The sequence below is a fragment of the Embleya sp. NPDC001921 genome, assembly GCF_053594475.1.
In genome coordinates this window covers 15,402-29,973 of the sequence record NZ_JBSFEO010000079.1, presented here as the reverse complement: position 1 = coordinate 29,973, position 14,572 = coordinate 15,402, and the positions used below count along the sequence as shown (strand labels likewise).

Below are 14,572 nucleotides of genomic sequence, written 5' to 3'. Positions count from 1 at the left end.
ATGGTCCCGGCGGTGCTGATCATTGCGGGGATCAGGGTGTTGCCGGCGAAGTCCGTGGGGCCGGCGGCATGTGCGAACCGATCAGCTCATGCTGCCGGTCCGCAGCAGCGTACGGATCGTCCGCATCGCGACCGAGAGCGTCGCGAGGTCGTAGTTCTCCGCCTCCTGCAACTCGTCCAGCGTGGACCGGGCGCGGGTGAGCACGGCCGCGTTCCGGTGCTCCCACGCCTTGAACCGCAGCTCCGGGGTGTCCTCCGATTCGCCGGAGACGAGCACCTCCGCGGTGAGCCCGGCCTGCGCCGCGTACAGGTCCTCGCGCAGCGAGGCCCGTGCCATCGACTTCCACCGGTCGCTGCGCGGCAGTTCGATGATCCGGTCGAGCAGGTGCGCGATCGGCAGCCGGTCGGCGATGTCGAAGTACACCTGCGCGACGTCGAGCACCGCGCGCTCGGACTCGTGCGCCACCTCGACGATGTCCAGGGCGGCGTACGTCGAGGACATCCCGGCCACCGCGGTGGCCAGCTCGGTGGGCACGCCCGCCTTGGTGAACTCCTCGTACAGCCCGTCCATCCAGGCCAGGTCCGAGCCGCGCAGCACCTTGGGCAGGTGTGCGACCACCTCGGCCACACCGTCGCGGAAGAACTCCACCTGCGCGGCGATGTCGATCTCGCGTCGGCTGCCCAGGAACCAGCGGGTCGCCCGCTCGATCAGCCGCCGGCTGTGCAGCCGCAGCTTGGTCTGCATCTCGGCCGGGACCTTGTTGTCCAGCGCCGCGATCGCGCCCATGATCCGGTCCGCGCCGAAGATCTCCCGCGCGGTGATGTGCGCCCGGGCCACCTCCTCCGCCGACGCGCCGGTCTCCTCGCGCATGCGGAACATGAACGAGAGACCGCCGAGGTTGACCACCTCGTTCACCACGACCGTGGTGATGATGTCCCGACGCAGCGGGTGTCGGTCCATCTGCTCGGCGAACCGCGCCCGCAGCGCGCTCGGGAAGTAGCGGTACAACTCCCGGGCCAGGAACGGGTCGTCCGGCAGGTCCGAGGCGATCAGGTCCTGGGCCATCACGATCTTGGTGTACGCGAGCAGCACGGCCAGCTCGGGCTGGGTCATCGCCTGCCCGTTCTGCTGCCGTTCGCGCAACTGGCGGTCGGTCGGCAGGAACTCGATCTCCCGGTTGAGGTGCCCGTCGCGCACCAGCCGGCGCATGTACCGCATGTGCACGTGCAGCAGGCTGCCGGCCTGGGCGACCGCGTTCTCCAGCGCGCAGTTCTGGCCGTAGTTGGCGGCCAGCACCAGGTGCCCGACCTCGTCCGTCATGGCCGCGAGCAGCTCGTTGCGCTGCTTGAGGGTCATGTCGCCGGCGGCGGTGACCTGGTTGAGCAGGATCTTGATGTTCACCTCGTGGTCCGAGGTGTCCACGCCCGCCGAGTTGTCGATCGCGTCGGTGTTGATCCGGCCGCCCGCGAGCGCGAACTCGACCCGACCGAGCTGCGTGCAACCCAGGTTGCCGCCCTCGCCGACGACCTTGACCCGCAGGTCGGCGCCGTTGACCCGGATCGAGTCGTTGGCCTTGTCGCCGACGTCGGCGTGCGACTCGCCGCTCGACTTGATGTAGGTGCCGATCCCGCCGTTCCAGAACAGGTCCGCGGGAGCCTGCAGGATCGCCTTCATCAGCTCGGCCGGGGTGAGTCGGATCACCGCGTCCGGCAGCCCCAGCGCCTGCCGCACCTGTGCGTTGATCGGCACCGATTTGGCGGTGCGCGGGTACACCCCGCCGCCGGCCGAGATCAGTTCCTTGTCGTAGTCCGCCCAGGAGCTGCGCGGCAGGTCGAACAACCGGCGCCGCTCGGCGAAGGAGACCGCCGCCTCCGGGTTCGGGTCCAGGAAGATGTGCCGGTGGTCGAAGGCGGCGAGCAGCCGGATGTGCTCGGACAGCAGCATGCCGTTGCCGAACACGTCACCGGACATGTCGCCGATGCCGACCACGGTGAAGTCCTCGGTCTGGGTGTCGTGACCCAGTTCGCGGAAGTGCCGCTTGACCGACTCCCACGCGCCGCGCGCGGTGATGCCCATGCCCTTGTGGTCGTAGCCCGCCGAGCCGCCGGAGGCGAACGCGTCGCCCAGCCAGAAGCCGTACGCCTGCGCGACCTCGTTGGCGATGTCGGAGAACGTCGCGGTGCCCTTGTCCGCGGCCACCACCAGGTAGGTGTCGTCCGTGTCGTGCCGCACCACGTCCGCCGGCGGCACGACCTCGCCGTCGACGAGATTGTCGGTGATGTCCAGCAGCGCGCCGATGAAGGTGCGGTAGCAGGCGATGCCCTCGGCCAGCCAGGCCTCGCGGTCCGCGGGGTCGGGCAGTTGCTTGCAGAAGAACCCGCCCTTCGCGCCGACCGGCACGATCACGGTGTTCTTGACCATCTGCGCCTTGACCAGGCCCAGGATCTCGGTGCGGAAGTCCTCGCGCCGGTCCGACCAGCGCAGCCCGCCGCGCGCGACCGCGCCGAAGCGCAGGTGCACGCCCTCGACCCGGGGCGAGTAGACGAAGATCTCGAACCTGGGCCGCGGCGCGGGCAGGTCGGGGATCTCCTGCGGGTCGAACTTGAGCGAGAGGTAGTCGTGCGCCTCGCCGTCCTCGCGGTGCTGGAAGAAGTTGGTCCGCAGGGTCGCCTTGATCATCGCCAGGAACGAGCGCAGGATGCGGTCCTCGTCCAGGCTGGCCACCTGGTCCAGGGCACCCTCGATGGCCTCGACGATGCCGTCCACCAGCTCGGTGCCGGCCTGCTGGTGGCCCGGCGAGAAGCGGGCCTCGAACAGGTTCACCAGCAGGCGCGTGGTGTGCGGGTTGGAGACGAGGACGTCCTCGATGTACTCCTGCCCGAACGTGGTCCCGGCCTGCCGCTGGTACTTGGCGTAGGCGCGCAGCACCATCGCCTGGCGCCAGGTGAGCCCGGCCCGGAAGACCAGCGCGTTGAACCCGTCGTTCTCCGCACGCGCGGTCCAGGTCGCCGAGAACGCGTCCTGGAACAGCTCCTTGACGTCCTCGGGCTGCCCGTACATCGCCGTCGCGTCGTAGCGCAGACCGAAGTCGTACACCCACGCCACGGTCCCGTCGGTGCGGCGCAGCTCGTAGGGCCGCTCGTCGACGACCTCCAGGCCCATCCGCTGCAGGATCGGCAACACCTCGGACAGCGACACGTGCCGACCGGTGCGGTAGATCTTGAAGCGCCGCTCGCCGGGCAGTGCTCCTATCGGCTCGTACAGGTGCAGCTTGAAGTCCGCCTCGGGGGTCAACTCCTCGACCCGCTTGAGGTCGGCGACCGCGGTCCGGGGCGGGAAGTCGGACTTGTAGCCCTCACCGAACGCGTGTGCGTAGCGGCGGGACAGTTCGGCCGCGCTCTCCTCGCCGCATTCGGCGACGAGGGCCTCGCCGAAGTCGTCGATCCACGAGCGGGTGGCCTCGGACAGCAGTCGTTCGATGTAGTCCACGTCCGGGTCGCCGAGTTCGGCGCCGGTGGGCACGCGCACGGTGAAGTGCAGGCGCGCGAGCACGGATTCGGTGTTGCGCGCGGTGTAGTCGACCACCGAACCGGCCAGCTCGGCGAGCAGGATGTCCTGCATCTTGAGCCGGACCTCGGTGGTGTACCGGTCGCGCGGCAGGTAGACCAGGGCCGAGTAGAACCGGCCGTACTCGTCCTTGCGCAGGAACAGCCGCAGCCGGCGCCGCTCCTGGAGGTAGAGCACGTTGATCACGATGTCGTGCAGCTCGTCCACGGCGATCTGGAACAGGTCGTCGCGCGGGTAGGTCTCCAGGATCTGCAACAGGTCCCGGCCGTCGTGGCTGACCGGCGGGAAGCCGGCCTTCTCCAGCACCGCGTGCACCTTGCGGCGCACCACCGGGATGCGCTGGACGCTGTCGGTGTACGCGGCCGAGCTGAACAGGCCCAGGAAACGACGCTCGCCGACCACGTTGCCGGCCGCGTCGAACTTCTTCACACCGATGTAGTCGAGGTAGGCCGAACGGTGCACGGTCGCCCGCGAGTTGGCCTTGGTCAGGATCAGTAGCTGTTTCTCCCGGGCCTTCGCGCGAGCCCGGGTGGAGAGCCGGCTGAAGGACGCGGACAGGTCCTGGTCGGCACGCAGGATGCCCAGGCCGGTGCCGGGCACCGCGCGCAGCACGTCCTCGTCGTCCTCGCACACCAGGTCGTACTCGCGGTAGCCGAGGAAGGTGAAGTGGTCCTCGGAGAGCCAGCGCAGCAGCTCCCACGCCTCGCCGATCTCCTCCTCCGGCAGCGAGGCCGGCGGGTCGTTGGCGAGTTCGTCGGCCAGCCGCAGCGACGTGTCGCGCATCTTGGTCCAGTCCTCGACCACTTCGCGCACGTCGCTGATGATCCGCTGCAACCCGGTCTCGACCGAGCGCAGATCCTCGCGGTCGCTCTCCCGGTCGATCTCGATGTGCATCCAGGACTCGACGATCGCGTCCTCGGGCACACCGTGTGCGTCGGTGGTGTCCACGATCTCCAGCAGCTCGCCGGCGATGGTGCGCCGGACGATGAGCTGGGGGTGGATCACCACGTGAATGCTGCGTTCCTGGCGGGAGAGCTCGTTGGTGACCGAGTCCACCAGGAAGGGCATGTCGTCGGTGACGATCTCGACCACGGTGTGCCCGGAGGCCCAACCGTTCTCCTCCACCGTGGGCGTGTACGCCCGGACCCGCGCGGTGCCCTGAGGGCGCTCCCCCGCGAGTCGACAGTGCGAGATCGCCGCACCGTACACGTCCACCGGATCGCGATCGATCAGGTCGTCGGGTGCGGTGTGCCGGTAATAGCGGGACAGGAGGACATCGAGGTCCACCCGGTTCGGGCCCTCGGGCCCGCCGCCTCCGTGCTGTGACGATGCCGCTCGTGCCGCTTCCGCCGCTCGGGCGAGAAGCTCCGCCTTCGCCTCGTCCAGCTTGCTCTGCATGATGCTGCCGCTCCTGTCGCGCGCCGTTGCGTGACCATTGCCGTCCCCGGGCGTGCCCGGCCGTGTACTGCCGGTACCCGCTTTGACGCGAGTACCTGTTTCAGGCGACGTGCGCCGGCCCACGGTGGTTCCGGGACTCCGTCGTCCCGGCCCGCGACCCACGCGGCGTCGCCGCATCGTCAGGCTACTCGCGTGCCTCCCGGCCGCCGAGAGGGGATCTCGGATCACCCTGTAAGTAATTTCCGGGTCGGTCCGGACACCTCGTACCCATTGCCTCGAAGGCGGCGCTCGGGGCACCGTGGACGCGGGACGAACGACGCAACGCACGGGCGGGACGGACTCGGTGGGGAGACGATCGTCATGGCCAAGAAGGTGCTGCTGATCGCCGGCGACGCGGCGGAGTCGCTGGAGGTCCTGTATCCGTACCAGCGCCTGCGCGAGGAGGGCTACGACGTGCACGTCGCCGGCCCCTCGCGCAAGAAGCTCGCCTTCGTCGTGCACGACTTCGTCGAGGGCTTCGACACCTTCACCGAGAAGCCCGGCTACACGTGGCCGGCCGACTTCGCGTTCGTGGAGGTGCGGCCGGAGAACTACGTGGCCCTGGTGCTGCCGGGCGGGCGGGCTCCGGAATACCTGCGCAACAACCCGGTCGTCCAGCGCCTGGTGCGGCACTTCTTCGAGGCGGACAAGCCGATCGCGCAGATCTGTCACGGCCCGCTGATCGCGGCCGCCGCGGGGATGCTGGCCGGGCGCCGCACCGCCGCCTACCCGGCGATCGCGCCGGACATCAGGGCCGCCGGCGGCACGTGGGTGGACGGCGAGGCGGTCGTCGACGGCACCCTGGTCTCCGCCCGCACCTGGGTCGACCACCCGGCCTGGATGCGCGAGTTCGTCCAGGTGCTGCGGACCAAGGTGCCGGCCTGAGCGATCGGCCCCGCGGCGGTCGGCCCCGGTGGTCGGCCCCGCGGCGGTCAGCCCATGTGCGGGTAGCGGTACTCGGTCGGCGGATCGAACGTCTCCTTGAGCGTGCGGGTGCTGGTCCAGCGCATCAGGTTCTGCATCGCGCCCGCCTTGTCGTTGGTCCCCGACGCCCGCGCGCCGCCGAACGGCTGCTGCCCCACCACCGCGCCGGTGGGCTTGTCGTTGAGGTAGAAGTTGCCCGCCGCGAAGCGCAGGAAGCCCGCGGCCCGCGCCGGCGCCCGCCGATCGCGCGCGATCACCGAACCGGTGAGCGCGTACGGCGCGGCCGACTCCATCTGCCGCAACATCGCGTCCCAGTCGCCGTCCTCGTACACGTGCACGCCCAGCAGCGGCCCGAAGTACTCGGTGGTGAACACCTCGTCCCACGGGTCCTCGGCCAGGACCACGGTGGGCCGGACGAACCAGCCGACCGAGTCGTCGTAGGTGCCGCCCGCCAGCACCCGCAGGCCGTCGTCGGCGTGCGCGCGATCGATCGCCGCCCCGAGCTTGGCGAACGCGCGCTCGTCGATCACCGCGCCCATGAAGTGCCGCAGGTCCGTCACGTCGCCCATGGACAGGCCGTCCACCTCGGCCAGGAACGCGTCCCGGAACTCGCTCTCCCAGATCGAGCGCGGGATGTAGGCGCGCGAGGCGGCCGAACACTTCTGTCCCTGGTACTCGAACGCGCCGCGCACCAGCGCGGTGCGCAGCACGTCGTGGTCGGCGCTGGGGTGCGCGACCACGAAGTTCTTGCCGCCGGTCTCGCCCACGATCCGCGGGTAGCCGCGGTAGGTGTCGATGTTCGCGCCGATGGTGCGCCACAGGTGCTTGAACGTCGCGCTCGACCCGGTGAAGTGCAGCCCCGCGAAGTCCGGGTCGGCCAGCGCGACGTCGGAGACCGCGACGCCGTCGCCGTGCAGCAGGTTGATCACCCCCGGCGGCAGCCCCGCCGCCTCCAGGAGCCGGATCAGGTGGTGCGCGGCCAGTGCCTGGGTGGGCGCGGGCTTCCACACCACCACGTTGCCCATCAGCGCCGGCGCGGTGGGCAGGTTGCCCGCGATCGCGGTGAAGTTGAACGGCGTGACCGCGTACACGAAGCCTTCCAGCGGCCGGTGGTCCAGTCGGTTCCACACCCCCGGCGAGTCGATCGGCTGCTCGGCCATGATCCGCCGGGCGAAGTGCACGTTGAACCGCCAGAAGTCGACCAGCTCGCACGGCGCGTCGATCTCCGCCTGCTGCACCGTCTTGCCCTGACCGAGCATGGTCGCGGCGGCGATCGTCTCGCGCCACGGCCCGGCCAGCAGGTCGGCCGCCTTGAGCAGGATCGCCGCGCGATCGTCGAAGTCCATCGCGCGCCAGTCGGGCGCGGCCTCCTTCGCGGCGGTCAGCGCGGCCCGCGCGTCCTCGTGCGTCGCGTTGGCCAGCGTGCCCAACTCGCCCGCCCGCCGGTGCGGCTGCACGATCTGCACCCGCTTGCCCGCGCCCATCAGGCGCTCGCCGCCGATCGTGTGCGGCAGGTCCACCGGCGCGTCGGACAACTCGGCGAGCCGGGCCGTCAGCCGCTCCCGCTCGGGAGAGCCCGGCGCGTAGCCGTGGACGGGTTCATTGCTCGGCCGGGGCACCCGGGTCACAGCATCCATGGATGCGCAGTGCCCGCGAATTCGACAATCGATGCACCGGGCGTCGACGCGAGGGTCAGCCCGGATACGTACGCGCGAGCGCCACCGCGTCCGCGAGCGAGTCCACCACCGGCACGCCGGCCACCTCCAGGCTGGCCCGCGCGTGCGAACCGCCCGTGTACAACACCGCCCGCGCGCCCACGTGCAGCGCCGCCGCCGCGTCGTCGGCGGCGTCGCCGATCAGCACCACCTCACCCGGATCCCGGCCCAGCGCGGCCAGGTGCCGGACCAGGTGCTCGGCCTTGCCGCCGCCGGGCGGACCCACCCGCCCGTCCACCCGCACGAACCGCTCCTCGATCCCGAACCGGCGCACGAACGGCATCAGCGACTCGTGCGCGGTCAGCGACAACAACGACTGGGTGCCGCCCTCGTGCTGCCACGTGCGCAGCAGTTCGTCCGCGCCGCCGGCGAGCTCGCACAGCACGCTGTGCGTGGCGTAGACCTGCTGGAAGGCGTCGTCGAGCAGCACCCACTCGGCGGCATCGGGAACCCGGCCGGTGATCTTCTCGTAGAACTTCGGCACGGGCACGCAGTAGAGCTCGCGATAGCGCTCGAGGGTCATCGGCGGCAGCCCCAGCAGCGCGAACGAGGCGTTGGTGGCCGCGATGATCGCGTCCATGTCGTGGAACAGCGTGCTGTTCCAGTCCCAGACCAGGTGCGGAGGTCGACTCTTCATGGACCTTCATTGTGCCGTGGGCACGCTCACAGCAGGTCGGCCAGCTCCTGTGTCGCGAACCACAACAACTCGTGCTCCTCGGTCGCCTCGATCAGCTCGTCGGTGAGCCCGCCGGCCAGCGCCGCGGCGATCGCCTCCTCGGCCTCGGCGGTGTCCATGTGCACCGCCGCGATCCGCTTGCGCGGCACCGTCGCGTCCACCACCACCGCGCCCGGCCCGTCCTGCGCGCGCACGCCCACCAGGTGGTCCGGTACGTCCGCCGCCAGCACGATCCGACGCGTTCCGCCCGGCTCGTCCGCGAGCAGCCGCAGGGAGGCCTCGGCGGCCCGGGTCAGCGCGCCGTACTCCAGCTCCTCCTCGTCCTCGCTCTCGTACCAGGCGCGAAACGCGTCGGTGACCGCGTACGCGAACAGCGGTGCCGACACGATCGCGCCCTCGGCGTGCACCGAGGCCAGACCTGCGGGCGTGGTGGGGATGAACACACGCATCGGGCGACTCCAATCGAGTGAAATCCCGGCATCCGTTCGAGTTCGCCCAGAGCCGGGGCGACGGTCGACCTACCGCCACATTGCGTGAGTCGACGCGCGTCAGCGTAATCCCAGGACGGCCAGACGAATGGTTGACCACGCGCCGCGAGCCGGCTAGGAAGTGCCTGCACACGTCCCGGTCGGGGGAACGAGCGGGACGAGTGCGCGGCCACACCGGACGCTCGCGTCCTCGCACGCCTTTCGCACGTCTTCACACAGCTTCACGGGGAGGACCCATGGTCCACACGAACACCGTCCGCACCACGCCGCCTCCGCACCTGTACGTGGTGCGGGCACCCGCCGGCGAGAGCCCCTTCGACCCGGCCCCGGCCGGGCGTGCCGATCGCGAGATCCTCCCGCTTCGCCCGCCCACGCACCGGGCGGCGCTCGTGCACGGCTCGCTCGCGCTCGCGCCCGATCCGGCCTTCGACCCGCCACCCGCACCGCGCCCGGCACTGCGGCTGATCCGCGCCCTGGACGAGCCGGACCCGGCCGAGGCCCGGCTGCGCGCGCGACGGCTGGCACACGCGCTCGCCGAGATCGGCTCCGGCCTGCGCGCGGTCACCCAGTTGCGGCCGTACGCCTCCGCCGCCGTCTACGCCACCACACACCACCTGATCCGCCGACTCGCCGCCCGCCGGGTCGGCCGGCTGAGCGTGGAATCGTGCGGCGGCCGGGCCCCCGCCGACGGCGTCGCCGAGGGCTACGCCCGGCTGCGCGCCGCCTCCTGGGTGCTGACCCTCGCCTTCCGCCTGGAACGCGACGCCCCCACCCGCCGGCCCACCGACACGTGGTTGTGCACCGCGCTGGAACACGACGGCCTCACGTGACGCGGAAGACCCGAGGGTCCGGACCACAACCGCGGTCCGGACCCTCGGGTCGATCCATCACTTCGACATCACTGCGCATACGCCGTCGACCACTCGGCCGCACGTCGACCATCGAGCCCGTCCGGCGTTCGAGGACGGGCGGGCCGCAGGCCGGCCGAGTCGACCCGGGCCTACTTCTTCTTGCGCTTCGCGCGCTGCGCGCGCCTGCGCTCGGCCCGAGTCGCACCCTCGTCGACCTCGACGTCGTCCTCTTCGAAGTTCTCCTCGGAGGTGACCACGCCACCCTCGCCGTCGATCGTCGGCGCGCTGTACTGCAGGTGCGCCGGCCGCTGGGGCGTGTCCAGGCCCTTGGCGTGGATCTCCGGCAGCGGCGCGGCCTTGTCGATCGAGATGCTCGGCGCCTCGGGCACCTGCTCGATCTCGACCTCGACGTTGAAGAGGTAGCCGACCGACTCCTCCTTGATGCCCTCCATCATGGCGTTGAACATGTCGAAGCCCTCGCGCTGGTACTCCACCAGCGGGTCGCGCTGCGCCATCGCCCGCAGGCCGATGCCCTCCTGGAGGTAGTCCATCTCGTAGAGGTGCTCACGCCAGCGGCGGTCCAGCACCGACAGGATCACCCGGCGCTCCAGCTCGCGCATGACCTCTTCGCCGAGCTTCTCCTCGCGCAGCGCGTACGCGGCCTGGGCGTCCGCCCGCAGCAGTTCCACGAGCTGCTCGGTGTCCAGGTCGGAGCGGTCGCCGAACTCCTCCTCGACCTCCTCGATCGTGACGCTGACCGGGTACAGCCGCTTGAGGTTGGCCCACAACTTCTCGAGGTCCCACTCCTCCGCGAAGCCCTCGGTGGCCCCGTGCACGTACGCCTCGACGGTGTCGTCGATGAAGTGGCCGATCTGCTCCTGCAGGTTCTCGCCCGCGAGCACCCGGCGGCGCTCGCCGTAGATCACCTCGCGCTGGCGGTTCAGCACCTCGTCGTACTTGAGGACGTTCTTGCGAATCTCGAAGTTCTGCTGCTCGACCTGGGTCTGCGCGGACTTGATCGCGTTGGAGACCATCTTCGACTCGATCGGCTGGTCCTCGGGCACGTTGGCCAGGGTCAGCACACGCTCGACGATGTTGGCCTTGAACAGGCGCATCAGGTCGTCGCCGAGCGAGAGGTAGAAGCGCGACTCGCCGGGGTCGCCCTGGCGGCCGGAGCGACCGCGGAGCTGGTTGTCGATCCGGCGGGACTCGTGCCGCTCGGTGCCCAGCACGTACAGGCCGCCGAGGTCGGAGACCTCCTCGTGCTCGGCCTTGACCGCCTTCTTGGCCTTCTCCAGCGCGTCCGGCCAGGCGCTCTCGTACTCCTCCGGCGTCTCGGTCGGGGTGAGCCCGCGCTGGGCGAGCTCGGCCGCGGCGAGGTGGTCCGGGTTGCCGCCGAGCATGATGTCGGTGCCTCGGCCGGCCATGTTGGTGGCCACCGTGACCGCGCCCTTGCGGCCGGCCTGCGCGACGATCTGCGCCTCGCGCTCGTGGTGCTTGGCGTTGAGTACCTCGTGCGGCACGCCGCGCTTGCGGAGCTGGGCGGAGAGGTACTCGGACTTCTCCACGCTCGTGGTGCCGACCAGGACCGGCTGGCCCTTCTCGTGCTTTTGCGTGATGTCCTCGACCACCGCGTCGAACTTGGCCTCCTCGGTCTTGTACACGAGGTCGGACTGGTCCACGCGCTGCACCGAACGGTGGGTGGGGATGGGCACCACGCCGAGCTTGTAGATCTGGTGGAACTCGGCGGCCTCGGTCATCGCGGTGCCGGTCATGCCGCCGAGCTTCTTGTACAGGCGGAAGAAGTTCTGGAGGGTGACGGTGGCCAGGGTCTGGTTCTCGTCCTTGATGTCCACCCCCTCCTTGGCCTCGATCGCCTGGTGCATGCCCTCGTTGTAGCGGCGACCGGCGAGGATGCGGCCGGTGTGCTCGTCGACGATGAGCACCTCGCCGTCCACGACCACGTACTCCTTGTCCCGCTTGTACAGCTCCTTCGCCTTGATGGCGTTGTTCAGGTAGCCGACCAGCGGGGTGTTGACCGCCTCGTAGAGGTTGTCGATGCCGAGGTAGTCCTCGACCCGGCCCACGCCGGACTCGTGGATCGCGACGGTGCGCTTCTTCTCGTCGACGTCGTAGTCGCCGGTCTCCTCGATGCCCTTGAGCGGGTTGGCCGCCTCGCCGCGCTTGAGCCGCTTGACCATCGTGGCGAAGTCGGCGTACCACTTCGTGGCCTGGTCGGCCGGGCCGGAGATGATCAGCGGCGTGCGGGCCTCGTCGACCAGGATCGAGTCGACCTCGTCGACCACGGCGAAGAAGTGGCCGCGCTGCACCAGTTCGTCGGCCGACCACGCCATGTTGTCGCGCAGGTAGTCGAAGCCGAACTCGTTGTTGGTGCCGTAGGTGATGTCGTACCCGTACGCCTTGCGACGCTCGTGCGGCGGCATGTTGGCCAGGATGCAGCCCACGCTCAGGCCCAGGAAGCGGTGGACGCGTCCCATCCACTCCGAGTCGCGCTCGGCGAGGTAGTCGTTGACCGTGACCACGTGCACGCCCTCGCCGGCGATCGCGTTCAGGTAGGCGGGCAGCGTGGAGACGAGGGTCTTGCCCTCACCGGTGCGCATCTCGGCGATGTTGCCCAGGTGCAGCGCGGCACCACCCATGAGCTGCACCTTGTAGTGCCGCTGGCCCAGGGTGCGGCGCGCGGCCTCGCGAACGGTGGCGAAGGCTTCCGGAAGCAGGTCGTCGAGGGTCTCCCCGTCGGCGTAGCGCTGCTTGTACTCGTCCGTCAGTGCCCGAAGCTCGGCATCGGAGAGGTCCTTGAAGTCATCTTCGATCGACTCGATCTGATCTGCGATGCGGTTGAGCTTGCGCAGGATTTTGCCCTCGCCGGCGCGCAGGACCTTGTCGAAGATAGACACGCTGGATGAGCTCCTTGCCCGACGGCGCCCGCCCGCCTTTCGGACGTGACGGCACGGCGGGGCCCGTCCCGCCGATACGGCCATCGTATGCGAGGAGGCAAGCCGGGATCGAGCCTCGCGGGCCGGCACAGTGACCGGCATGGAACCTGTGGAGATCGCGGCGGGGCGCTTTCAGCTCCGGCCCTGGAACGAACACGACGTCGAGGTGGTCCGCGCGGCGCTGACCGATCCCGAGATCACCCGCTGGATGTCGGTGCCGACGGACGGTGACCCGCACGCGTGGCTGGCCGCCCGCCGGGAGCGCTGGGCCGACGGCGACAGCCCCTCGTTCGCGGTGATGGACGCGGTCACCGGCGAGGTCCACGGCCACGTGGCGCTCAAGAACCTCGTCCCGCGGTGGCGTACGGGCGAGATCGGCTACTGGACGCTCAAGGGCGCGCGCGGCCTGGGCGTGGCCCGGCACGGGGTGGGCGCGGTGACCCGGTGGGCGTTCGGCGCGCTGGACGTGCACCGGGTGGAACTGCGGCACGCGGTCACCAACACCGCCTCGTGCGCGGTCGCGAACGCCGCCGGATATGCACTCGAAGGAGTTCTCCGGGACTGCGTCATCGGCGCCGCCGAGCCCTTCACCGACGTACACCTGCACGCCCGGCTCGCCACGGACACCTGATGCGAACATACGTTCTAAGGTGGCGGTCATGACCACACAGCCGACCATCTTGCCGGGCACCGAACTGACCGCCGACGAGGCCCGCCGGATCGTGCTGGCCGCGCAGGGCCTCCTGGGCGCCCCCGACCGCCGCGCGGGCGTACCCGGCGTACTGCGCTCACTCGGCGCGGTCCAACTCGACACCATCTCCACGCTGGCCCGCTCGCACGAACTGGTGCCGTACGCCCGTCTGGGCCCGGTCGGCCGCCCGGCCGTCGAGACCGCCTACTGGCGCGGCGACACCGCGTTCGAGTACTGGTCGCACGCGGCCTGCGTGCTGCCGATGTCCACGTGGCCGGACTTCGCCTTCCGCCGCCGGCACTACCGCGGACGCGGCAGCCTGTGGGGCCACCAGGTCACCCCGGAGGCGTACGCGGGCGTCCTGGAACGCCTGCGCGCCGAGGGCCCGCTCACCGCCACCGGCCTGGGCGGGGCCAAGAACCGGGGCGAGTGGTGGGACTGGAGCGAGACCAAGGTCGCCGCCGAGCGCGCGCTCGCCTTCGGCGACGTGGTCTGCGTGCGCCGCGAGGGCTGGAAGCGGGTGTACGACCTGCCGGAACGGGTGATCCCGCCGGCCCTGCTCGCCGAGGAGCCCGACGACGCCGAGTGCGTGCGCCGCCTGGTCGCCCTGGCCGGCCGCCAACTGGGCGTGGCCACCCGGGCCGACCTGATGGACCAGTACCGGCTGACCCGGGCCCAGGTCGACGCCGCGCTGCCGGACAGCGGCCTGGTCCCGGTCACCGTCGCGGGCTGGGGCGAGCGGGCGGCCAAGGAGGGCACCTGGGCCGACCCGACCGCGCTCGCCACCGCACCGCGCGGCCGCCATCGCACCACGCTGCTGTCCCCGTTCGACGCGCTGGTGTGGGACCGACCGCGCACGGCCCGGGTGTTCGGCGGCTTCGAGCACCGCCTGGAGGCGTACGTGCCGGCCGCCAAGCGCGTCCACGGCTACTTCGTGATGCCGCTGCTCGCCGGCGGGCGCTTGATCGGCCGGGTGGACCCGGCCCGCGAGGGCCGCACCCTGGTGGCCCGACGCCTGTCCTTCGAAGCCGGCCCCAAGGTCCCCGAGCGCGCCCTCACGGCCATGGCCGACGCCCTACGCGAGGCCGCGAGCTGGGTGGGCTGCGAAAACATACGCATCGACCACCTCACCCACGAAAACACCCGCACCCCCCTGAACGCCCTACTCACAACCTGACCCGAACACCACCCCGACCTCATCCGCCGGCCGAGCCACCCACAGCCCGGCCGGCGCTTGAGGCCAAACAGCCCCGCCGGCGTTTGAGG

General features: G+C 70.6%; 9 protein-coding genes. 4 read left to right on the top strand and 5 right to left on the bottom strand.

Annotated elements, in window-relative coordinates:
- Positions 1–81 precede the first annotated feature (81 nt).
- Complete coding sequence (locus ACWCPW_RS48415) at positions 82–4,965, bottom strand: NAD-glutamate dehydrogenase (RefSeq protein WP_449768039.1); 4,884 nt, start codon at positions 4,963–4,965, stop codon at positions 82–84.
- Between the two features lie 360 nt (positions 4,966–5,325).
- Here ACWCPW_RS48415 and ACWCPW_RS48410 point away from each other — a divergent pair, with 360 nt between their 5' ends.
- A complete protein-coding gene (locus ACWCPW_RS48410; protein WP_449768038.1) occupies positions 5,326–5,889 on the top strand; it encodes a DJ-1/PfpI family protein in 564 nt (187 codons plus the stop codon).
- 47 nt (positions 5,890–5,936) lie between these two features.
- Here ACWCPW_RS48410 and pruA read toward each other — a convergent pair whose 3' ends face one another.
- Genes pruA through ACWCPW_RS48395 form a run of 3 tightly spaced genes read right to left on the bottom strand, consistent with a single transcriptional unit; the run spans position 5,937 to position 8,768 of the window.
- Complete coding sequence (gene pruA / locus ACWCPW_RS48405; RefSeq protein WP_449768037.1) at positions 5,937–7,565, bottom strand: L-glutamate gamma-semialdehyde dehydrogenase; 1,629 nt, start codon at positions 7,563–7,565, stop codon at positions 5,937–5,939.
- A 55-nt stretch (positions 7,566–7,620) separates the two neighbouring features.
- On the bottom strand, positions 7,621–8,280 hold the full coding sequence (locus ACWCPW_RS48400; RefSeq protein WP_449768036.1) for an HAD family hydrolase: 660 nt from the start codon (positions 8,278–8,280) through the stop codon (positions 7,621–7,623).
- A 26-nt stretch (positions 8,281–8,306) separates the two neighbouring features.
- The gene (locus ACWCPW_RS48395) at positions 8,307–8,768 is read right to left on the bottom strand and encodes a DUF6912 family protein (RefSeq protein WP_449768035.1); all 462 of its coding nucleotides are present in this window, start codon (positions 8,766–8,768) and stop codon (positions 8,307–8,309) included.
- A 275-nt stretch (positions 8,769–9,043) separates the two neighbouring features.
- On the opposite strand from ACWCPW_RS48395, the gene ACWCPW_RS48390 reads away from it, so the two are divergent.
- A complete protein-coding gene (locus tag ACWCPW_RS48390; RefSeq protein ID WP_449768034.1) occupies positions 9,044–9,637 on the top strand; it encodes an Rv3235 family protein in 594 nt (197 codons plus the stop codon).
- A 170-nt stretch (positions 9,638–9,807) separates the two neighbouring features.
- Here the strand turns inward: ACWCPW_RS48390 and secA are convergent, their stop codons facing one another.
- Positions 9,808–12,576, bottom strand: coding sequence for a preprotein translocase subunit SecA (secA, locus tag ACWCPW_RS48385; RefSeq protein WP_449768033.1), 2,769 nt, complete (start codon positions 12,574–12,576; stop codon positions 9,808–9,810).
- A 139-nt stretch (positions 12,577–12,715) separates the two neighbouring features.
- Here secA and ACWCPW_RS48380 point away from each other — a divergent pair, with 139 nt between their 5' ends.
- Both ACWCPW_RS48380 and ACWCPW_RS48375 read left to right on the top strand, forming a co-directional pair.
- Positions 12,716–13,246 (top strand): GNAT family N-acetyltransferase, encoded by a 531-nt coding sequence (locus tag ACWCPW_RS48380; RefSeq protein WP_449768032.1) that lies wholly within the window; start codon positions 12,716–12,718, stop codon positions 13,244–13,246.
- A gap of 28 nt (positions 13,247–13,274) precedes the next feature.
- On the top strand, positions 13,275–14,483 hold the full coding sequence (locus ACWCPW_RS48375; protein ID WP_449768031.1) for a winged helix-turn-helix domain-containing protein: 1,209 nt from the start codon (positions 13,275–13,277) through the stop codon (positions 14,481–14,483).
- The last annotated feature ends 89 nt before the right edge of the window (positions 14,484–14,572 follow it).